Here is a 22,003-nt window from a genome sequence, read left to right as displayed (position 1 = left end):
TCAGAAATCCTTGCGCAGTTGCACGCCGAAGTAGCGCTCGTCATCCCGTGGCACGGCGCGATAAATGTAGTTGCCGCCGCTGGCGAGCAATGGCGAATAGGACTTATCGGTGAGGTTCTTGCCCAGCAGCGCCACGCGCCAGCCATTGCTGTAATCGGCCAGCGCGACGCTGGCGTTCCACAGGCCGTAGGCACCCTGCTTGGTGTCGGCGTTCTGGCTGATGTCGTACTGCACTTCGCTCTGCCAGCTGTAGTCGGTGCCGAGTTCGATATCCAGGCCGTTATCCAGCGGGATCGTGTAGTCGGCGCGCACGTAGCTTTTCCAGTCCGGGCTGAACGGCAGCGGTTTGCCGTTGACGTTGCACGACGCCGCCGCGCCCGCCGGGCAGGCGAACTCGTCGATCCGTGCGCGGGTGTAGGCGAGTGCGCCGGACAGCTTCAATTGCTGGGTGGCCTGCAAGGCGTAGTCGAGCTCGACGCCTTCGGTGCTGACGCTGCCGGCGTTGATCAAACGTGTCACAACCTGGCCGGCGACGGTGTCGAAGAAGTTCGCCTGATAGTTGTCGTAGTCGCTGTGGAAAACCGCTAGGTTGGTGGTCAGGCGATTGTTCCAGCTCGTCGCCTTGATCCCCGCTTCCCAAGTGTTGGAGGTCTCCGGTTTCAGCGCTTCGGTGTCGCGCGGCTGCATATTGAAGAACACGTTGTAGGCCGGGCCTTTGTAGCCGCGCGAGTAGGTCAGATAAGTGGTGACCGTATCGCTCAAGTCGTACTGCACGCCGAGGCGGCCGGACCAGCCATCTTCGTCGACAGAACCGGAACTGCTGGTGGCCGGTTGGATGCCGCTGACGGTGGTCGCTGAAGTCGAAACGCGGCGGTGATCGTATTCGAGATCATCGTGGGTATAACGCAAGCCGGCGATACCGCGAAAGTCGGACGTGAAGTTCAGGGTGGCCTCGCCGAACGCTGCGTAGCTGTCGCTGGTGGTGCTGTAATCAGCGACGCCGCGGTCAGTGCGCGTGGTCGTTGTCAGTGTGCGCTGATAGGTTTCTTCGTCCTTGCCGTGCATGTAGAACAGGCCGCCAACGTATTCGAGGAACTCGCCTTTCGGTGAAGCCAGACGCAGCTCTTGCGAATATTGATCGAAGGCCAGATCGCCCTTGTCCGCCGTGCCCGGAAACGCTGCGGTTATCGTGCCGAGACGGTCACCGTCCTGATATTGCGTGTTGTCCCAACCGCGCCAGGCCGTGATCGACGTCAGGGTGTAATCGCCCAGTTGCCAATCGAGCTGGCCGGACAGGCCTTTGTTGGTGTCTTCAACGTGTGAGCGGGTGTCGGTGTTGATATCGCGATTGTGGCTAGTCGCATTGACCGGGCTCAGCGCATTGGCGAAGGCCGGGGTCAGCGACTTGCTGACCACACCGTTGGGGCCGTCGTCATGGGACTGCATGTAGTCGGCGATCAGGGTGAAGGTAACGTCGTCATTCGGGGTGAATTCGAGTTTGCCGCGCACGCCACGATGGTTGTAACCGTTGACCTCTTGGCCATTGTGTTGGTTGTCGACGTTACCATCGTAGGTGCCGAACAGCGTGCTGATCGAGCCTTTCAACGTGTCCGGAATCAGGCTGCCGCCAATGCCGAAACGAGTGCGGCTTTCGTTGCCGCTGTAGTACGACTGGTCGATGTAACCGTGGGTCTCGGCGGTCGGTGCTTTGCTGGTGATGTTGAGCACGCCGGCCGAGGCATTCTTGCCGAACAGCGTGCCTTGCGGGCCGCGCAATACTTCGACGCGCTCCAGATCCAGCAAGTCGAGAGTGGATTGGCCGGGACGCGCGTAGACCACGCCATCGATCACCGTGGCCACGGTCGGCTCGACGCCCGGCGAGGTGGAAATCGTGCCGACGCCGCGCACGAACAGCGAGGTGTCCTTGTTCGACGCGCCGGTGCGGAAGTTCAGCGACGGTACCTGCTGGACGATGCTCGCTACGCCGTTGCGGTTATCGCGTTCAAGCTGTTCGCCGTCGATCACCGACACCGCGACCGGCACTTTTTGCAGTGACTCTTCGCGGCGCGTGGCAGTGACGGTCACCGATTTGAGCGTCGGCTCCTGATCACTACTCTCGGCAGCGAATGCGTTGGGCAATGGCAGCACCGCCAATCCCGTGAATAACCAGCCAGCGGCGCGAATCGACTGCGCCAGTTTGTGTGTCGCCCCAGGAATATTGTGCATGCTCTGCCCGCTCGAAATTGGCCCTTAACCGCTGCCGTTCTGCGACGACAGCGCCTGAATCGGTGTCTTGGGCATTCGCTCGAGCGAGTAGCAGACAGCGCGCTTTGTTAGCGCTACCATCGACAGTATTGGCAAGCCACACATAGAGCGTCCAATACTGAAAAATTACTTTTATATGCGATTTGGTTTTTAAGAAGGATCGACTCTTGAGCGAAGAAAAACCCCGCAAACGCCGTGGCGCCGGACGCGTGACCCTGAATGCGGTGGCACGTGAGGCCGGGGTTTCAGCGATTACCGTGTCGCGCTATTTCAATCAGCCCGATCAGGTTTCGCCCGAACGCCGCGAGCGGATTGCGGCGGTGGTAGCTGAGTTGGGCTATGTACCGAATCTGGTGGCCGGCGGGCTGGCTTCGGCGCGGGGCAAAATCGTCGGCATGGTGATCCCGAACATCTCCGGGCCGATCTTCGCCAATACCATTCAAGGCTTCAGCGACACGCTCAGCCATCACGGTTATCAACTGTTGCTGGCGTCGAGTTACTTCAGCACCGAGCAGGAGGAAAATGCGGTGCGGGCGTTTCTCGGCTGGTCGCCAGCGGCGCTGGTGCTGACCAGTCACTTTCACAGTGCCGGCACGGAAAAGATGATCGCCGAGGCGGATATTCCGGTGATTGAAACCTGGGATTACCAGCCGGATCGCGAGCCGATGCAGATTGGCTTTTCGCATTTCGAGGTGGGCGTGACAGCCGCCAGATATCTGCTGAAAAAAGGCTATCAACGTATCGCCTTCGTGCAGAACAGTGCTGCGGGCGACTTCAGCGCATTGGAACGCCGCGACGGTTACGCAGCGACTTTAAAAGAATCCAGCCTGGAACCCTGGGTCTACGCCCCGGACGCTGATCGCGCACCATTCGAGGCCGGCAAACAGGCGATGGACGCCCTGATGAATGCTTCACCACGCCCCGACGCGATCATCTTCGCCAACGACAACCTCGCCGCCGGCGGCTTGCTTGCCGGGCAACGCGCGGGTTTGAAAATCCCCGAAGACTGCGCCGTTCTTGGCTTCGGCGACTACCCGTTCGCCGAGATGCTGCTGCCCAGCCTGAGTACGATCAAACCACCGGCGCTGGAGATCGGCGTGCTCGCTGCAACGCGCGTATTGGAAAGTCTTGGCGTGTTGCCGAGCGACGAGGTGCAACGGCTGAACCTGCTGCAATGCCAGGTCATCGAGCGCGAAAGCACCTGATGAATATGGTGGGGGCTGGATTGGCTATGCTCTAAAGAACACCGAGGTGGCCCTATCGCGAGCAGGCTCGCTCCCACAGGGATTTCCTGTGTACGTAAAATTTATGTCCAGCCGAGATCCATTGTGGGAGCGAGCCTGCTCGCGAAAGCGATTATTCAGGCAATGCACCTTCACCAGACAGAACCCGCCATGCACACTGCCATCATCATTTTCTTCGGCCTGGTCCTGCTCGCTCTGATGCTGTACATCGGCGAGCGCATCGGCTTCAGCCGCCAGACCATGGGCTACGGCTTCGCCGCCCTGTGGCTGGCATTGACGGTGATTAATGGCGCCGTGGGAGTGGTGCATGCGGGCCAGCCGCTAGGTTCGGAAATTGCGATTGGCAGTGCGGTATTCGGCGTGCCGATGGCGGCGATGGTGTTGTTCATGGTGCTGAGCGCCGAGTCGTAAACGTCCCGGCGCCCAGCCGCCGATCAACGCACCAGATGCAGGAACTGCATGTGCCGTTCGTACTGATCGAGGATGTCGTTGATGATCTGCTCTTTGGTATAGCCGACCAGATCGTAGTCCTGACTGCCCTCGCTCAAGTGCACTTCGGCGCGGTAGTAGCGACGATTGTTGAGTTGCTTCGAGCCCATCCCGCCACGCGCGAACGACGGCGTGAAGTAGCCGCGCATCTGCACCTGATAGATGAACGGATGCGCATCACCGTGGCCGATTTCCAGGCTGACGCTGTCATTCGCCGGATCCGGCTGGGTGACCACGTTCAGGCCTTTCTCGACGAACACCGCCGTCACTTCTTCAATCGCCGGGCGCACCGTGGTGTCCATGAAGCGGTACACCTCGTCCCGCGACGGGAAATGCACAGCCTGACTCAAGCGCTGTCGCCATCCGCCCGTGCCGCGCCGCGAACCGGAGACCGGTGCCAGCGAATGCAACTGCGCGATCTGCTTCTGCGACTCCAGATAGAACGCCTTGTGCAGGCCCCACATCATCAGCAGCAGAATCAGTGAGAACGGCAACGAGGTCAGCACTACCGCCGATTTCAGCGCATCAATGCTGCCGGAGAACAGCAGCGCACTGGTGATCAGCGCGGTCATCGCCCCCCAGAACACCCGCAGCCATTTCGGCCCGTCTTCGTCCGGGCTACCACCCTTGGCCGACAGGGTCGAGAGCACCACGGTACCGGAGTCGGCAGAGGTGACGAAGAACACGAAGCTGATAAACACCGTCACGGCGATGACGGTTTTGCTCCATGGATAAGTTTCCAGCAGCAGGTAAATGCTCATCGACGGGTTGTCGAGGGCCGACATGCCGAGCGCGCTCATGCCGTGGTTGAGGACCTGATCGATGGCGCTGTTGCCGAAGATCGACATCCACGCGAGAGTAAAACCGAGCGGAATCAACAGCACGCCGAAGACGAATTCACGGATGGTGCGGCCACGGGAAATCCGCGCGATGAACAGGCCCACGAACGGCGACCATGCGATCCACCAGGCCCAATAGAACACCGTCCAGCCGCCGAGCCAATCGCTCGGTTTATCGTAGGCGTAGAGGTCGAAACTCTTCATCGGCAAGGCGCCGAGGTAATCGCCGATGTTCTGGATCAAGGTGTTGAGCAGGTGCTGGGTAGGCCCGGCGAACAACACAAACAGCAGCAGCGCACAGGCCAGCAGCATGTTGATGTCGGACATTACCCGCACGCCTTTATCGACGCCGGAAACCGCAACAATGATCGCCGCGCCCATCATCAGGGTGATCAGGCCGACCTGAATCCACTGGGTGTGAGCGATGCCGAACAGGTAGTCGAGACCGGAGTTGAGGTGCAGCACCCCAAAGCCCATGTCGGCACCCAGACCGAACACCGTGGCAATGATGCCGAAGCCGTCCACCGCGTAACCGATCGGGCCGTTGATGCGCTTGCCAATCAGCGGATACAGCGCCGAGCGCAGGGCCAGCGGCAGGTTGTGGCGGTAAGCGAAATAGGCCAGCGCCATACCGACAAAGGCGAACACGCCCCAGCCATGCAGGCCCCAGTGCAGAAACAGAATCTGCATTGCCTGACGCGCCGCATCCGCGGTGCCCGCCTCGCCTTGCGGCGGCTGGAGCATATGAGTCAGCGGTTCAGAGACGCAGAAAAAGAACAGCGTGATGCTGATCCCGGCGGCGAACAGCATGCCGGCCCAGGACAGATAACTGAATTCGGGCTCGTCGTGGTCGGCACCGAGTTTTATCTTGCCGTAGCCGGATAAGGCGGTGACCACCACGAAGACCAGATACAGGGTCATCGCAAGCATGTAGTACCAGCCGACCGTATTGGCCGCCCAGTTTTGCGCTTCCAGCAGCCAGGCGCCGGCCTGTTCAGGCATGGCAATGACGACGAGACCAAACAGCAGAATGACCGTCGCGGCGAAATAGAACACCGGCGGATTCATGCGTACCAGACCGCTGGCGGGGGTAGACGATGCACTCATGAAACGTGCACCTCGCGGGGTTGAAACGTGGCTGAAATGATCGGACTCAGCAAAGGCAAGCCTCCTGTTGTGAGCGGGCAGCGAACCACCGGTTTAACTTGAATGAACGTTCAAGTTAAACATGGATAGGGTGGTAAGGACTAATCGCAGGGCTCGACGGTAGTTTTCCTACAGTAGCCCAAGGAGGTGTATGACGCGGGTTTGGAGGAATTCGTTCAACAGCAACATGGCCTTATGCCCATACCTGTAGCTGCCGAAGGCTGCGATCTTTTGCTGTGGTTTTTGTAGATCAAAAGATCGCAGCCTTCGGCAGCTCCTACATGGGATCTTACTTTTGCGTGCCGTCATCGTGCTGCAAATTGGCCTGGGTCAGATTGCATCCGGCCGGCACGCTGCGCGTCAGCCACACGTTGCCGCCAATGGTCGAACCCTTGCCAATGGTGATCCGCCCAAGAATCGTCGCCCCGGCATAAATCACCACATCGTCTTCAACGATAGGATGACGCGGATGGCCCTTCTGCAACTGCCCGTCCTCATCCGCCGGGAAACGTTTGGCGCCCAACGTCACCGCCTGATAAATCCGCACGCGCTCACCAATGATCGCCGTCTCGCCGATCACCACACCCGTGCCGTGATCGATAAAGAAGCTGCGGCCGATCTGCGCACCCGGATGGATATCGATACCGGTCGCCGAATGGGCGATTTCCGCACTGATCCGCGCCAGCAACGGCAACCCGGCGCGATACAAATGATGCGCCAGGCGATGGTGAATCACCGCCAGAATCCCCGGGTAGCACAGCAGCACTTCATCAACACTGCGCGCCGCCGGATCACCGTGATAGGCCGCCAGCACATCGGTATCGAGCAGCGTGCGCAGGCCCGGCAATGCGAGGGCGAAATCCTGCACGATCTGGATCGCGCGGGCCTCGACTTCGGTGTCGGCCTGCGCGCTATGACGGGCGACGTAACGCAGTTCCAGACGGGTCTGTGCCAGCAAGGCATTCAGTGCAACATCAAGGGTGTGGCCGACGTAGAAGTCTTCACTCTCTTCACGCAGATCCACCGGCCCCAGACGCATCGGGAACAACGCGCCGCACAACGCTTCAAGAATCTCCGCCATCGCCGCCCGCGACGGTAGCTCGCGACCACCCTGCTCGCCGGAAGCCCGGCCGTTCTGTGCCCGCCACTGATCCCGCGCGCTGCGCAGTTGAGTGACGATGGTCTGCAATTGCCAATGGCTGGAACGCTCGCTCACGGTAAAGACTCCTCAGGGGCGGCCGGACTGTCTGGCCGCGTCAACGGCGACTACTTTACGGCAAGGTCAGGAGAGCGAATTAAGAACCGATAGTGCTGGGCTCATTCGATTTGGCTATAAGCGATTGGCGGTTGCCCCTGTAAAAGCGCGTGCCTATAGTCCTTTCATCTTCCTCCGCCAGTACGGACTCATGATCAAACAACAGCTGGACCGCTTTACCCGTCTCGACCTGCTCGGCCACCCGACGCCGCTGGAAAAACTCGAACGCCTGTCCACCTGGCTCGGCCGCGAGGTGTACATCAAACGCGATGACCTGACGCCGCTGGCCATGGGCGGCAACAAATTGCGCAAGCTCGAATACCTCGCCGCCGATGCCTTGGCGCAGGGCGCCGACACGCTGATCACCGCCGGCGCGCTGCAATCGAACCACGTTCGCCAGACCGCCGCACTGGCCGCCAAACTGGGATTGGGTTGTGTGGCGCTGCTGGAAAATCCGCTCGGCACCGACGATAGCAACTACACCGGCAACGGCAATCGCCTGCTGCTGGATCTGTTCGATGCCAAGGTCGAACTGGTCGACAACCTCGACAACGCCGACGAACAACTCGCGGCCCTTGCCGTTCGGTTGCGCAGTAATGGCAAGAAACCGTATCTCGTGCCGATTGGCGGCTCCAATGCGCTCGGTGCTCTGGGTTACGTACGCGCCGGCCTGGAACTGGCTGAGCAAATCAAGGACACCGGCCGCGATTTCGCTGCGGTGGTATTGGCCTCGGGCAGCGCCGGGACGCACAGCGGTCTGGCCTTGGCGTTGAGCGAAGTGTTGCCACAATTGCCGGTGATCGGCGTGACGGTTTCGCGCAGTGAAGAGGATCAACGGCCGAAGGTTCAAGGCCTGGCGGAACGCACGGCAGAGCTGCTCGACATTGAGCTGCCGGCCAGTTTCAAGGTCGAGCTGTGGGATGAATATTTCGGCCCGCGTTATGGCGAGCCGAATGCCGGGACGTTGGCGGCGGTGAAGTTGCTGGCGAGTCAGGAAGCGGTGTTGCTCGATCCGGTGTACACCGGCAAGGCCATGGCGGGTTTGCTTGATGGGATTGGTCGTCAGCGTTTTGATGAAGGCCCGATCATCTTCCTGCACACCGGTGGGGCGCCAGCGTTGTTCGCCTACAAGGATTTCCTGTAACAGAAGATCAAAAGATCGCAGCCTTCGGCAGCTCCTACAAGTGATCACATGTAGGAGCTGCCGAAGGCGATCTTTTTCCACAGATAATGCATATTCCAATAAAGAATAACATTTCAAATATTAAGTATTTTCAAGTCTAACGCAGACATCTTATAGTCTCGCCGCAGGCGAATTTCGCGCAAGACGCATAAGCTGCTTTAGGGCACGATAACGCAGGCGCACGAATCACCAATTTGCCAACTTTCCTTAAGCGTCTTCCATAAGAAAACACAGGGGCTTGTCATGAATTTTTCCGCACTACGTCGCAATCTGCTGGTGGGTTCGCTGGGCCTGGCGCTGAGCGCCGGTCTGATCGGCCAGGCAGTGGCCGGTGAGCAGCTGCAACAGATCAAGGACAAAGGCGTTATCAACGTCGGCCTGGAAGGCACTTACCCACCGTTCAGCTTCGTTGATGCCGACGGCAAACTGTCCGGTTTCGAAGTTGAACTCTCTGAAGCGCTGGCGCAAAAACTCGGCGTCAAAGCCAAGATTCAACCGACCAAGTGGGACGGCATTCTCGCTGCGCTGGAATCCAAGCGTCTGGACGTTGTAGTCAACCAGGTCACCATCTCCGACGAGCGCAAGAAGAAGTATGACTTCTCCGAGCCGTACACCGTTTCCGGGATTCAGGCGCTGGTGCTGAAGAGCAAAGAAGCGGCGCTGAACATCAAGACCGCCAATGACCTGTCCGGCAAAAAAGTCGGTGTTGGCCTGGGCACCAACTACGAACAATGGGTCCGCGCCAACGTGCCGGGTGCCGACGTGCGTACCTACGACGATGATCCGACCAAGTTCGCTGACCTGAACAACGGCCGCACCGACGCCATTCTGATCGACCGTCTGGCTGCACTGGAATACGCCAAGAAAGCCCCGAAAACCGTGGCCGCCGGCGAAGCTTTCTCCCGTCAGGAAGCCGGTGTTGCCCTGCGTAAAGGTGAGCCGGAACTACTGGCTGCCGTAAACAAGGCCATCGACGAACTGCGTGCAGACGGCACTCTGAAGAAGCTGTCCGAGAAATACTTCAACGCAGACGTCACTAAATAATGGAAGTTGGATTTCAATTCGAAGCGCACTTCCCGCAGTTGAGCCAGCAACTCGCCGAAACATCGGCGCTGTTGCTGGACTCCGCGCCCTTTCTGCTCAAGGGCGCGTACTACACGGTAGTCCTCAGCCTCGGCGGGATGTTCTTCGGCTTGCTGCTCGGCTTCGGCCTGGCGTTGATGCGCTTGTCGCGCTTCAAATCAGTGAGCTGGCTGGCGCGCGTCTACGTGTCGTTCTTTCGCGGGACGCCGTTGCTGGTGCAACTGTTCGTGATCTATTACGGCTTCCCGCAACTGGGAATCGAACTGGATCCGCTGCCAGCGGCGCTGATCGGCTTCTCGCTGAACATGGCCGCTTACGCCTGTGAAATCCTCCGCGCCGCGATCGGTTCGATCGAGCGTGGTCAGTGGGAAGCTGCTGCGAGTATCGGCATGACCCGCGCGCAAACCCTGCGCCGGGCCATCCTGCCGCAAGCAATGCGCACGGCGTTGCCGCCGCTGGGCAACAGCTTCATTTCGCTGGTCAAGGACACGGCACTGGCCGCCACCATTCAGGTGCCGGAGCTGTTCCGTCAGGCGCAACTGATTACCGCCCGGACTTTCGAAGTCTTCACCATGTATCTTGCCGCCGCGCTGATCTACTGGATTCTGGCCACGGTGCTTTCGCACTTCCAGAACAAGTTGGAAGAGCGGGTCAATCGGCACGACCAGGAGTCCTGACGATGATTGTCGTGGAAAAACTGACCAAGCAATTCAAGGGTCAGGTCGTGCTCAACGGCATCGACCTGGAGGTCAAGGAAGGCGAAGTCGTCGCGATCATCGGCCCAAGCGGTTCGGGGAAAACGACGTTCCTGCGCTGCCTGAATTTCCTTGAACAACCCACCAGCGGCCGGATCAAGGTCGGCGATATCGAAATCGATACCAGCCGCCCGCTGAATCAGCAGCAGAGTCTGGTGCGCAACCTGCGCCAGCACGTTGGCTTCGTCTTTCAGAACTTCAACCTGTTCCCCCATCGCACGGCGCTTGAGAACGTCATCGAAGGCCCGATCGTGGTCAAGAAGATACCGCGCGAAGAGGCGGTTGCTCTGGGCAAGAAGCTGCTGGCCAAGGTCGGACTCGCCGGTAAGGAAGACGCTTATCCGCGTCGTCTCTCCGGTGGTCAGCAACAGCGCGTGGCGATAGCCAGAGCGCTGGCGATGGAGCCGGAAGTGATTCTCTTCGACGAACCGACTTCGGCCCTCGACCCGGAACTGGTCGGCGAGGTGCTGGCGACCATTCGTGGCCTCGCCGAAGAGAAACGCACCATGGTGATCGTCACCCACGAAATGGGGTTTGCCCGCGACGTGGCCAACCGTGTGGTGTTCTTCGACAAGGGCGTGATCGTCGAGCAAGGCGAAGCCAAAGCATTGTTTGCCAATCCGAAAGAACAACGCACGCAGCAGTTCCTCAGCAAGTTTCTGAATCACGCCTGAGAACTTTCATGGCGTCACCGGCAACTTCCACGGATGGAAGTTACCTTTATAAAACTTCCACCCCAACCCGTCGTCCGACCTAGACAAAATATATCCGAAGCAGTGCATATATAAGTTCTGCAACAGATAATGCCCGCCCGAAACCCGCGCCATCCGGCACGACAGCGTTCAAATAAATCTACGTGAAAAATGCCAAAAAGCCCTGAGTTCCGTGGCCCTTTTCTCCTAAGCACTTAGGCATTTGGCTGCATCAACGTAGGAAACTTCTGATTAATTCGTAATTCACGGATTAACTAACCTCCTCTATTGACACCCCACGCCGCACACTCTTATCTAGTCAGCAACCGGTATCACTTAGTTTAATAACTCCGTATTCAACTTGAATAAAAGTTCAAAGTTTTATTGCCGGTTTATTCACGCCTTTTGTTCTTTCAGAAACGGACTTCGCTGCAAGGCTTCAAGGAGAGAAATCGATGACCCGCACTTCGCACACCCCCGAACTGGCAGCGCCGACCCTGGCGCCAGCGCAAAAAACCGGCATTAATCTGACCGCCGCCGCCCATCTGTTGGTCGAGGTGTCGCCCTATCCCGATATGGATAGCGGAGACCTCATCGAGCTGTTCTGGAACAAATGCTATGTCGCCTCCAGGGTGCTGACGGGGGACGATGTCGGCATGGCCGTCAGCCTGCGGGTGCCCGAGAGTTTCATCGCCAACGGCACCGCACGCATTCACTATCGGGTGATGCAGGTCGGTCAGGGCCCGGCGTTATCGGCGACAACGCGTGTGCAGGTCAAACTGGACTGTCCCGGCGGGCAACCTTCAGTGCTCAGCGGCGACGAAAACCAGCAGTTGGCCCCCGTGGCTATCCCCGACGCCATTCGCCGTCAGGGCGTGAACCCGAACCAGATCAAACGCGGCGTGCCACTGACCATCGAACCGTATCTGAACATGGCCGAGGACGACGCCATTACCTTGCGCTGGGGTGATGTGCGCATGGATCTGGCGCCGATCACGCCAGCGGATATCGGGTTACCGATTCAGGTCTGGGTACCGCCATCGGTGATTGTCGAAGCGGGTGAGGATCTGCGGTTGGATGTGACGTATTGCATTCTCGATCGGGTGGGCAATAACTCACGCTGGGCACCACCGCGTACATTGAAGATCGGCTGTGCAAACCCTTATCTGAAAGTCCCCTTCAAGCCAGAACTCATGGCTGCCGAATCACGTAAAGATTGATCCTCTTCAGCGGGTAAGGGGCCCCTACACCCTTACCCGAAAATTCTTAACCAACCCGATCATCACCCCTTCTATGCATATTCCTAAAAGTTAGTTTATTTAATATTTATACACGCTTAGGGTATATGAACCGGACCACCGGACATTCTTTCGTTCGCCGCAATTTTGCGGCGTTTTTCATGAGATGTGAGGTAGGTAGTATGGTCCGGAACACAATCACCCCAGTGCAGATCGCCAGGGCATTGCGTGCAGCCAAGGAGCGGCACTGATGTCCAGTCTGGCAGACGCAAACGTCCAGTCGGATCTGGACATCGCCCCGTTGTTGTTGCCCGCGCAGGTTTTGCGCAACGACGCACAAGCCATCAAGGCCGCCCATGAGCTGGCGCTAGTCGCCCGCGTGCAGGCCGCCAAACGCGATCGTCAGCGCAAGCTGCCATGGTCGGAAATCGAACAGTTCACCCGCAGTGGTTTAGGCAGCATCGCCATCCCGCGCGAATACGGTGGCCCGCAGGTTTCATTCGTCACCCTGGCCGAGGTGTTCGCGATCATTTCCGCCGCTGATCCGGCGCTGGGACAGATTCCACAAAACCAGTTCGGCATCATCAATCTGGTGCTCGGCAGCGCCACCGAAGCGCAAAAAAAACAGCTGTTCCAGAGCGTTCTGGAAGGCTGGCGGATCGGCAATGCCGGCCCGGAACGCGGCACAAAAAACACCCTGGAATTGAAAGCGCGGATCACAGCCGACGGCGACGATTACGTGATCAATGGCCAGAAGTTTTACTCCACCGGCGCGCTGTTTGCGCACTGGGTTGCGGTCAAAGCGCTCAACGATGACGGCAAGCAAGTGCTGGCCTTCGTCCGCCGCGGCACGCCGGGGCTGCGCATCGTTGACGACTGGTCAGGGTTCGGTCAGCGCACCACCGCCAGCGGTACGATTCTGCTGAACAACGTGCGCGTAGAGTCGAGCCTGGTGGTCGACAACTGGAAGATCAACGAAACCCCGAACACCCAAGGCGCGGTATCGCAACTGATTCAAGCCGCGATCGACGCCGGCATCGCCCGTGGCGCCATTGATGACGCCATTGAGTTCGTCAAAACCCGCGCACGGCCGTGGATCGACGCCAAGGTTGATCGCGCCAGCGATGACCTCTATGTGATCGCCGACATCGGCAAACTGAAAATCGAACTGCACGCCGCCGAAGCGCTGCTGCGCAAGGCCGGGCAAGTTCTCGATCAAGTGCACGCTGCACCGCTCACTGCCGAATCCGCCGCCCGCGCTTCGATCGCCGTGGCCGAAGCGAAAGTACTGACCACCGAAATTTCTTTGCTCGCCAGCGAAAAGCTGTTCGAACTGGCCGGTAGCCGCGCGACCCTCGCCGAATTCAATCTCGACCGGCACTGGCGCAACGCCCGCGTGCACACGTTGCATGACCCGGTGCGCTGGAAATATCACGCGGTCGGCGCCTATCGCCTCAACGGCACTTTACCGGCTCGCCATTCCTGGATCTGAGACGACCAGACATCTGGAGAAAAACATGACGCTTTCCCATCACGTCGCGGTCATCACCAGCGATGAGCAAGCCCTGATCGTCGCCAGCGACCTGGCCGAAGACTTCAAACGCGACAGCGCCCTGCGCGACCGTGAGCGACGCTTGCCACTGCCGGAGCTCGAGGTATTTTCCCGCTCCGGTCTGTGGGGCATCAGCGTGCCCAAGGAGTACGGCGGCGCTGGCGTTTCCAACGTGACGTTGGCCAAAGTCATTGCCCTGATCGCCCAGGCCGACGGCTCGCTCGGACAGATTCCGCAGAACCATTTTTATGCATTGGAAGTGCTGCGCGTAAACGGCAGCCATGCGCAAAAACAACGGCTGTATGGTGAAGTGCTCGCCGGCCAGCGCTTCGGTAATGCCCTGGCTGAACTGGGCACAAAAACCGCTCACGACCGCGTCACCAGTCTCAAACGCGACGGTGACGGCTATCGCATCAACGGTCGCAAGTTTTATGCGACCGGCGCGATTTACGCGCAGCGCATTCCGACCTCAGTAGTTGATGAAAACGGCGTGCAGCAACTGGCCTTCGTCCCCCGCGACAGCAAAGGCCTGACCGTGATCGACGACTGGAGCGGCTTCGGTCAACGCACCACCGGCAGCGGTTCGGTGGTGTTCGAAGACGTGTACGTCGCGGCTGAAGACGTGCTGCCGTTTCAAAGCGCCTTTGAACGTCCAACCACCGTCGGCCCGCTGGCGCAGATCCTTCACGCCGCCATCGACACCGGCATCGCCCGCGCCGCTTACGAAGACGCCCTGCACTTCGTACGCAGCAAGACGCGCCCGTGGATCGATTCCGGCAACGACAAAGCCACCGAAGACCCGCTGACGTTGAAGAGCTTCGGCCACTTGAGCATTCGCTTACACGCCACCGAAGCCTTGCTCGAACGTGCCGGCGAATTCCTCGACGCCGCACAAGCCGAGACCAATGCAGAAACTGTCGCCGCCGCATCGATTGCCGTCGCCGAAGCCCGCGCGATCAGCACTGAAATTTCCCTCACCGCTGGCAGCACATTGTTCGAACTGGCCGGCAGCCAGGCCACGCTGATCGAGCACGGCCTCGACCGTCATTGGCGCAACGCCCGCGTGCACACCTTGCACGACCCGGTGCGCTGGAAATATCACGCGGTGGGCAACTACTACCTCAATGACGAAAACCCTCCGTTGCGAGGGACGATCTGATGAGCGCGGCGAAAAAGAAGATCCTGCTCAATGCGTTCAACATGAACTGCATCGGCCACATCAACCACGGCTTGTGGACGCATCCGCGCGACACCTCAACGCGCTACAACACCCTCGAATACTGGACCGAACTGGCGCAATTGCTTGAGCGCGGGCTGTTCGACGGCTTGTTCATTGCCGACATCGTCGGTGTGTATGACGTCTATCAGAACTCGGTCGACGTCCCGCTGAAAGAGTCGATCCAGTTGCCGGTCAACGACCCGTTGTTGCTGGTTTCAGCCATGGCTGCCGTGACCAAAAATCTGGGGTTCGGCCTGACCGCCAACCTCACCTACGAACCGCCGTATCTGTTCGCCCGGCGCATGTCCACGCTCGATCATCTGAGCCGTGGTCGCGTGGGCTGGAACATCGTCACCGGTTATCTCGATAGCGCCGCCAAAGCCATGGGCCTCAGCGAACAGGTGGAACATGACCGCCGCTATGACCAGGCCGACGAGTACCTGGAAGTGCTCTACAAACTTTGGGAAGGCAGTTGGGAAAACGGCGCCGTACTCAACGACCGCGAGCAGCGGATCTACGCTAACCCGGAAAAAGTGCACAAGGTCGAGCACAAGGGCGAGTTTTATCAGGTCGAGTGTTATCACCTTTGTGAACCTTCGCCACAACGCACGCCGGTGCTGTTTCAGGCCGGCAGTTCCGATCGCGGCTTGCTCTTCGCCGGGCGTCACGCCGAGTGTGTATTCATCAGCGGCCAGAATAAACCGTCGACCAGAGTTCAGGTCGACAAGGTGCGCGCCAGTGCCGTCGAAGCGGGACGCAACCCCGAGGACATCAAGGTGTTCATGGGCCTCAACGTCATAGTCGGCGCGACCGAAGAGGCCGCATGGGCCAAGCACGCCGAATACCTGAGCTACGCCAGCGCCGAGGCCGGCGTGGCGCATTTTTCCGCCTCCACCGGCATCGACTTTTCCCTGTACGAAATCGACGAACCGATCCAGTACGTGAAGAGCAACGCCATTCAGTCGGCTACCAAGAACCTGCAGAACAACGACTGGACCCGGCGCAAGCTGCTTGAACAGCACGCCCTCGGTGGACGTTACATCACCGTGGTCGGTTCGCCTGAACAAGTAGCGGATGAGCTGGAGTCATGGATCGCCGAGACCGGCCTTGATGGCTTCAACCTGACGCGGATTGTTACGCCGGAGAGCTATGTCGATTTTATTGAGCTGGTGATTCCGGAGCTGCAGCGGCGCGGGTCGTACAAGACTGCGTACGACAGTGGCAGCTTGCGCGAGAAGCTGTTTCAAGGTGAAGCGCAGCTACCTGAGCAACATACGGGTTCCGCATTTCGCCGCTAAAAGCTTCGCGAGCAGGCTCGCTCCCACATTTGGAATGCATTTCCCCTGTGGGAGCGAGCCTGCTCGCGATGAGGCCATCCAATACACCACAAATTTATGCACTGACTGGAAAACTCACATGACCAAAAAACGCCTGTCCCACCCAGTCAAAGCACTGGCCCTGGCCCTCGGCCTGTTCAGCTCGGCCGTTTTCGCCGCCGACGCCCCCCTGAAAATCGGCACCACCGCCGCCTTCGCCATCCCGCTGGAAGCCGCCGTCGAAGAGGCCTCCAAACAGGGTCTGAAAGTCGAACTGGTGGAATTCACTGACTGGATCGCACCGAACGTCAGCCTCGCCGCCGGCGACATCGACGTGAACTACTTCCAGCACATCCCGTTCCTGGAGAACGCCAAAGCCGCGTCGGGTTTTGATCTGGTGCCATTCGCCCCGGGGATCATCAACAACGTCGGCCTCTACTCGAAAAAATACAAAAGCTTCGATCAGCTGCCAGAAGGCGCCAGCGTCGCCATCGCCAATGATCCGATCAACAGCGGTCGCGGTCTGCAACTGCTGGCCAAGGCCGGTTTGATCACGCTGAAACCGGGCGTCGGCTACAAGGCTACAGAAGACGATATCGTCGCAAATCCGAAGAAAATCAAAATCCTCCAGGTCGAAGCAGTGCAACTGGTGCGCGCCTACGACGACGCTGATCTGGTCCAGGGTTACCCGGCCTACATTCGTCTGGCGAAGACCTTCGATGCCGGTTCGGCACTGCTGTTCGACGGTCTCGACCACAAGGAATACGTGATTCAGTTCGTCATCCAGCCGAAGAGCAAAACCGATCCGCGCCTGATCAAATTCGTCGACATTTACCAGCATTCGCCGGTCGTTCGTGCGGCGCTGGATAAAGCCCACGGCAAGCTGTATCAAGCCGGTTGGGAAAGCTGAGCATGACGGCCGCGATCCAACGGCGACTGGAGATTCCAGAGCCACACAATGCTGAAAAAACCGAGCTGCACCCCGAGTTGAATCGCGCCCACGTACGTTTCATCGGCTTGGGTAAAACCTACAACGGCCGTCAAGGCCCGGTCGCGGCGCTGCAAGGCATCGATCTGGCGATTCAGCGCGGCGAAGTGTTCGGCATCATCGGCCGCAGCGGCGCTGGCAAGTCATCGCTGATCCGTACGATCAATCGTCTGGAACAACCGACCTCGGGGCGAGTGCTGATCGATCAGGTCGACATCGGCGAGTTCGATGAAGACCGTCTGGTAGCGCTACGCAGGCGCATCGGCATGATCTTCCAGCACTTCAATCTGATGTCGGCCAAGACCGTTTGGCAGAACGTCGAACTGCCACTGAAAGTCGCGGGTGTGCCGAAAGAACAACGCGAGAAAAAGGTGCGCGAACTGCTCGAACTGGTTGGCCTGCAAGAAAAGCACAAGGCTTATCCGGCGCAGCTTTCCGGCGGGCAGAAACAGCGTGTCGGCATCGCCCGCGCGTTGGTGCATGACCCGGATATCTTGCTCTGCGACGAAGCCACTTCGGCGCTCGATCCAGAGACCACCCAGTCGATCCTCGGCCTGCTGCGCGAGATCAACCAACGCCTGGGCCTGACCATCGTTCTGATTACTCATGAGATGGCAGTGATCCGCGAAATCTGCGACCGCGTTGTCGTGCTTGAACACGGACAGGTTGTCGAACAAGGCCCGGTCTGGGAAGTGTTCGGCAATCCGCAGCACGAGGTCAGCCAAACCTTGCTTGCACCGCTGCAACACGCGTTGCCGGAGGAATTGCAGAGCCGCTTGCACGCGCAGCCGCCATCCTCCGACGCCGCTGTGGTGCTGCGCTTGCAGTTCACCGGCAGCGCCAGTGATGAGCCGGATCTGGCGGCACTGTTCGCGTCACTAGGTGGCCGGGTTAAGTTGCTGCAGGGCGGCGTAGAACGGATTCAGGGTCATGCATTGGGGCAACTGTTATTGGCCGTCAGCGGCTCAGCGCTCAGCGCCGAACAATTGCGCGAGCGCGCCGCACCGTGGGCGCAGCGAGTGGAGGTAGTGGGTTATGTGGTTTGATCGCTTGTTGCAGGGTTTTATCGACACGTTCCTGATGGTCGGCGTGTCCTCGCTGATCGCGTTGCTGGTGGGGATTCCCATGGCGGTGATTCTGGTCACCAGCGACAAGGGCGGGATCTATGAAGCGCCGGTACTCAACCGTGCTCTGGGCGCGTTCGTTAACCTGTTCCGCTCGGTCCCGTTTCTGATTCTGATGGTCGCGCTGATTCCGTTTACCCGGTTGATTGTCGGCACCACCTACGGCGTGTGGGCCGCCGTTGTGCCACTGACGATTGCGGCAACTCCGTTCTTTGCGCGGATTGCCGAAGTGAGTCTGCGCGAGGTTGATCATGGCTTGATCGAAGCCGCGCAGGCAATGGGTTGCCGGCGTTGGCACATTGTCTGGCATGTGCTGTTGCCGGAGGCGCTGCCGGGGATTGTCGGCGGGTTCACTATCACATTGGTGACGATGATCAACTCTTCCGCGATGGCCGGGGCGATTGGCGCTGGCGGGTTGGGGGATATCGCCTATCGCTACGGCTATCAGCGCTTTGACAGTCAGATCATGTTGACGGTGATCGTGTTGCTGGTGGCGTTGGTGGCGGTGATTCAGTTGGGTGGGGATCGCTTGGCGCGGGGGTTGAACAAGCGCTGAGCCGGGCCGGGCTCATGTAGCAACTTCACAACCGCTATCGCGAGCAGGCTCACTCCTACAGGGGAACGCATTTCAAATGTAGGAGTGAGCCTGCTCGCGATGGGTTGCGCAGCAGCCCCGCTTCATGGCGTATATTCGGCAAACCCCAATTGCCCGCGTATCCCCACCATGAAGCAGACCCCCACCGATCTCGAACAGATCACCGCCACCACCCTCGGCCACTACAACTCGGTGGCCGAAGACTTCCGTGAAGGCACCCGCGACCACGATGTCAGCCAGAACATCGATGCGTTGCTGCGGCATATTCAAGGTGTGGCGCCGTTCACGGTTCTGGATTTCGGCTGCGGGCCGGGGCGGGACTTGCAGACGTTTACGCGTATGGGTCACATCGCCGTCGGGCTGGACGGTTCCCAAGAGTTCGCGCGAATGGCCCGTGAGGACAGTGGTTGCGAGGTGCTGCAACAGGACTTTCTGAAGCTCGATCTGCCGGCTGAACGCTTCGACGGGATCTTTGCCAATGCGGTGCTGTTTCATGTGCCGTTGCAGGAATTGCCACGGGTATTGAAGCAATTGCACGGTGCGTTGAAACCAGGTGGCGTGTTGTTCAGCTCCAATCCACGTGGGGATAATCGTGAGGGCTGGAACGGGCCGCGGTATGGTTCGTATCACGATCTTGAGGCTTGGCGCGGGCTGCTTGCCCGCGCCGGATTCGTCGAACTGGAACACTACTTCCGTCCCGCCGGCCTGCCGCGCGAGCAGCAGCCGTGGTTGGCCAGCGTCTGGCGCAAAGGCTGAGTCAGAGAGTTGCCTGCCCCCGGTAGTGGCTGACGGTACCTTCCGGCAGCAGCACAGTGATGCTCTCGCCGGGCAAGGTCTGGCCGTCCACTTCACGCTGGGCTGGAGCGAAGTTGGCCAGTAGCCGAGTGCCGTCTTCAAATGAAGTCTGCTGCACCTGCCGATCTTCGCTCAGCCATTGGAAACCGGTCAGCGCCTGCGTCGCCAGGCGCTCATGCAGCGGACGGAAGAATGCGTCCTGACGGGCCATCAGCGGCAGTCGCTGCGCCAGCGTTGCCGCACTCAGGTGGTACAGCGGCGGCACGTTGTAGAGCAATTGCGTCAGTTCGTTCTCCACCCTTGTGTTGCTCGGTTTAAGGCTGTCGAACAACCAGTGATGAGTGGTGATGAGCGAACCGTGGAACACCGCTTGATAAAGCGGCACACGGCTGGCCGGATCAAAGTGAATGCGCCGCAACGGTTCCTTTATTGGCACGGATTTGAAGAACAGGGCCGGTTGCTCCGGCGGAAACCACTTGCCGACAAAGTATTCGGAATCCGGTTTTTTACTCATGTCGGCATCGCCCCAACCGATCACCGGTGTCTGCATGCCATGGGCGAACAGCACGCCTTGAGCCGTTGTCGCATTGCCATCCTCGGAGCCGCTGGGCAATTGCAGCGTTTCGTTGATCCAGCGCGACGCCGCGACGTTGCCCTCGGCATTCTGCGCCTGCGTCATGGGGGCGTCCGCGCGGTAGCTGTCGAACAACATGCCGGTGGCGTAGGCATCGAGAAACCAGCTGTTGAAACCGGCGGCGGCGCTGACCGCTTTGACTCGTTTCTCCAGTAGAGGGCGCACGCAACGCGGGTCGGTGTAATGACCCGATTGCTGAAAGCCGCTTTTCATCGTGCGATTTTCCAGCACGATGGCGCACTCGCGGTAAGCCGTGTCACCCAGATGCGCGGTGGTCCAGTCCGGATTCTCATCCCGACTCAGCGCCGTCTCGTAAGAATCATACGGCGCAAGCAGATAACCGGCCTGCACGCCTGCTCGAACCGCCTCGGGATGCCAGAGCCCGCCCTCCCATCCCTCGCCAAGACCCAGCCACAAGCGCGACAGCCCGGCGTTTTGCAATTGCTCAATGGTATCCAGCGACAAGGTGTTGCCCCATTGCTCGGGATTGGCTGTGACGGCACCGGCGAATTCGCGGGACAGTTGCCCGCGCAGAGCGGCGTAGCCGTTGACCAGTGCCTGCATGTCCGGCACCGCGCGGGCTTGCCAGGTTTTGCGCGCCTGAGTGTTCAGCGCCCGATTGAGGCTGCGCAGCAGCACGTCTTGCTGATAACGATCGAGCACCGTTTCGATGGCCAGCAACTGCAAGCCTTCGCGATCCATGCCTTCGCGCAATGCGCCGGCAAGGCGGCTCGGGCCGCGCAACTTGCCAAGTAACGCCGGCCAGTTACGCACATCCTTTTGCCCCAGCAGATCGTTACCCCACAGGTAGACATGACTGGCGCCCAACAGCTTTCGCGACGCCGGTGTTTTCTCAAGCTTGCGGCTCAGGCTTTCGTAACGGCCGGTGTCAATCAGCCATTGTCGATAGCGCTTGGCACCGGCCAGCGGCTCGGCGTCACCCAGAAACAGGCTGAACGTCAGCGCTGTCGACGGCTTGAGTGAGGTGAATTGATGCCGCACCGACAACGCGAGCGTATCGCCCTCAGCGCTGAACAGCAGTTGCTTGTTGTAGGGGTTGGTCAGCAACCAGTTGAGACTGAATCCCTCATGCTCGACACCCCAGATCGGCAGACTCATATCCTGAGTGGCATTGAGCACCCTTTGACTCACCAGAAACGTCTGCCACACCGGATCGCCGCGCGGCACATAATGCCCCTCGGCCAAGGGCCAGATCAGGCCCTTGCCCATGGCATTGCCGGGCTGGCGCAAGAACTCAAGTTCAGACGCGGCGCCTGCGGTGATCGAGAAGCTCAGGTCGCGTTGATCGAGATCAACGCTGAGTGACCAGGCGCCATCGTCCCATTGCCATTCGACGCGATTGTCGCGTTGCACCAGGTTGCTGACCCTGTGCGCGGCGACACCCGTCGAGGCCTGCACAGTCGCGCCGTTGGCCGGAGTAGCTCGCACAGCGAGGGTTGCGGGGTCGAGCTGTACGCGCCACAGCGGGTTTTGCAGCAGCGTTTCAGCCAGCGATGCGGGCGACAGGCACAAGCCGGCCATTAACAGCAGTTGGCGCAGCCAGCAAGTGACCGTCGACATCAGGCGTCCC

The 22,003-nt window shown here is 59.6% G+C and carries 18 protein-coding genes; 14 read left to right on the top strand and 4 right to left on the bottom strand.

Features of this window, described 5'->3' with window-relative positions; all coding sequences use genetic code 11:
- Nucleotides 1-2,226, bottom strand: a complete 2,226-nt coding sequence (locus tag PspR84_RS01265; RefSeq protein WP_160054744.1) for a TonB-dependent receptor — start codon at nt 2,224-2,226, stop codon at nt 1-3.
- Between the two features lie 206 nt (nt 2,227-2,432).
- Here PspR84_RS01265 and PspR84_RS01260 point away from each other — a divergent pair, with 206 nt between their 5' ends.
- Together PspR84_RS01260 and PspR84_RS01255 are read left to right on the top strand one after the other, a co-directional pair.
- Nucleotides 2,433-3,470: a LacI family DNA-binding transcriptional regulator gene (locus tag PspR84_RS01260; protein ID WP_160054743.1), complete on the top strand. Its 1,038-nt coding sequence runs from the start codon at nt 2,433-2,435 to the stop codon at nt 3,468-3,470.
- Between the two features lie 189 nt (nt 3,471-3,659).
- Nucleotides 3,660-3,920, top strand: coding sequence for a hypothetical protein (locus PspR84_RS01255; protein WP_160054741.1), 261 nt, complete (start codon nt 3,660-3,662; stop codon nt 3,918-3,920).
- 23 nt (nt 3,921-3,943) lie between these two features.
- Here PspR84_RS01255 and betT read toward each other — a convergent pair whose 3' ends face one another.
- A complete protein-coding gene (gene betT / locus PspR84_RS01250; RefSeq protein ID WP_171057266.1) occupies nt 3,944-5,905 on the bottom strand; it encodes a choline transporter BetT in 1,962 nt (653 codons plus the stop codon).
- Nucleotides 5,906-6,272: 367 nt separating this feature from the next.
- On the bottom strand, nt 6,273-7,199 hold the full coding sequence (gene epsC / locus PspR84_RS01245) for a serine O-acetyltransferase EpsC (protein ID WP_160054739.1): 927 nt from the start codon (nt 7,197-7,199) through the stop codon (nt 6,273-6,275).
- A gap of 190 nt (nt 7,200-7,389) precedes the next feature.
- On the opposite strand from epsC, the gene PspR84_RS01240 reads away from it, so the two are divergent.
- The 12 genes from PspR84_RS01240 (at nt 7,390) to PspR84_RS01185 (ending at nt 19,739) form a co-directional block, all read left to right on the top strand.
- Nucleotides 7,390-8,382: a D-cysteine desulfhydrase gene (locus PspR84_RS01240; protein ID WP_160054737.1), complete on the top strand. Its 993-nt coding sequence runs from the start codon at nt 7,390-7,392 to the stop codon at nt 8,380-8,382.
- A gap of 282 nt (nt 8,383-8,664) precedes the next feature.
- Entirely contained in the window at nt 8,665-9,465 is an 801-nt protein-coding gene (gene tcyJ, locus PspR84_RS01235) for a cystine ABC transporter substrate-binding protein (RefSeq protein WP_077570189.1), read from the top strand.
- Nucleotides 9,465-10,181, top strand: coding sequence for a cystine ABC transporter permease (tcyL, locus tag PspR84_RS01230; protein WP_008083614.1), 717 nt, complete (start codon nt 9,465-9,467; stop codon nt 10,179-10,181). Before tcyJ ends, tcyL begins: the two co-directional genes overlap by 1 nt.
- A gap of 2 nt (nt 10,182-10,183) precedes the next feature.
- Complete coding sequence (gene tcyN, locus PspR84_RS01225) at nt 10,184-10,933, top strand: L-cystine ABC transporter ATP-binding protein TcyN (RefSeq protein ID WP_077570187.1); 750 nt, start codon at nt 10,184-10,186, stop codon at nt 10,931-10,933.
- Nucleotides 10,934-11,406: 473 nt separating this feature from the next.
- Nucleotides 11,407-12,171 (top strand): hypothetical protein, encoded by a 765-nt coding sequence (locus tag PspR84_RS01220; protein WP_160054735.1) that lies wholly within the window; start codon nt 11,407-11,409, stop codon nt 12,169-12,171.
- A 268-nt stretch (nt 12,172-12,439) separates the two neighbouring features.
- Nucleotides 12,440-13,681, top strand: coding sequence for an SfnB family sulfur acquisition oxidoreductase (locus PspR84_RS01215; RefSeq protein WP_160054733.1), 1,242 nt, complete (start codon nt 12,440-12,442; stop codon nt 13,679-13,681).
- A 25-nt stretch (nt 13,682-13,706) separates the two neighbouring features.
- On the top strand, nt 13,707-14,900 hold the full coding sequence (locus PspR84_RS01210; protein WP_160054731.1) for an SfnB family sulfur acquisition oxidoreductase: 1,194 nt from the start codon (nt 13,707-13,709) through the stop codon (nt 14,898-14,900).
- Nucleotides 14,900-16,258, top strand: a complete 1,359-nt coding sequence (locus PspR84_RS01205; protein WP_160054729.1) for an LLM class flavin-dependent oxidoreductase — start codon at nt 14,900-14,902, stop codon at nt 16,256-16,258. Before PspR84_RS01210 ends, PspR84_RS01205 begins: the two co-directional genes overlap by 1 nt.
- A gap of 118 nt (nt 16,259-16,376) precedes the next feature.
- A complete protein-coding gene (locus PspR84_RS01200) occupies nt 16,377-17,186 on the top strand; it encodes a MetQ/NlpA family ABC transporter substrate-binding protein (RefSeq protein ID WP_160054728.1) in 810 nt (269 codons plus the stop codon).
- Nucleotides 17,187-17,188: 2 nt separating this feature from the next.
- On the top strand, nt 17,189-18,310 hold the full coding sequence (locus PspR84_RS01195) for an ATP-binding cassette domain-containing protein (protein ID WP_160054726.1): 1,122 nt from the start codon (nt 17,189-17,191) through the stop codon (nt 18,308-18,310).
- Nucleotides 18,300-18,944, top strand: coding sequence for a methionine ABC transporter permease (locus PspR84_RS01190; RefSeq protein ID WP_160054724.1), 645 nt, complete (start codon nt 18,300-18,302; stop codon nt 18,942-18,944). The genes PspR84_RS01195 and PspR84_RS01190 overlap by 11 nt, the downstream gene beginning before the upstream one ends.
- A gap of 168 nt (nt 18,945-19,112) precedes the next feature.
- Nucleotides 19,113-19,739 (top strand): class I SAM-dependent methyltransferase, encoded by a 627-nt coding sequence (locus PspR84_RS01185; protein WP_160054722.1) that lies wholly within the window; start codon nt 19,113-19,115, stop codon nt 19,737-19,739.
- Nucleotide 19,740: 1 nt separating this feature from the next.
- Here the strand turns inward: PspR84_RS01185 and PspR84_RS01180 are convergent, their stop codons facing one another.
- Complete coding sequence (locus PspR84_RS01180; RefSeq protein WP_160054720.1) at nt 19,741-21,993, bottom strand: glycoside hydrolase; 2,253 nt, start codon at nt 21,991-21,993, stop codon at nt 19,741-19,743.
- Nucleotides 21,994-22,003 lie beyond the last annotated feature (10 nt).

Source organism: Pseudomonas sp. R84 (assembly GCF_009834515.1).
Classification (GTDB): domain Bacteria; phylum Pseudomonadota; class Gammaproteobacteria; order Pseudomonadales; family Pseudomonadaceae; genus Aquipseudomonas.
This window is presented reverse-complemented; position numbering and strand designations above follow the sequence as displayed.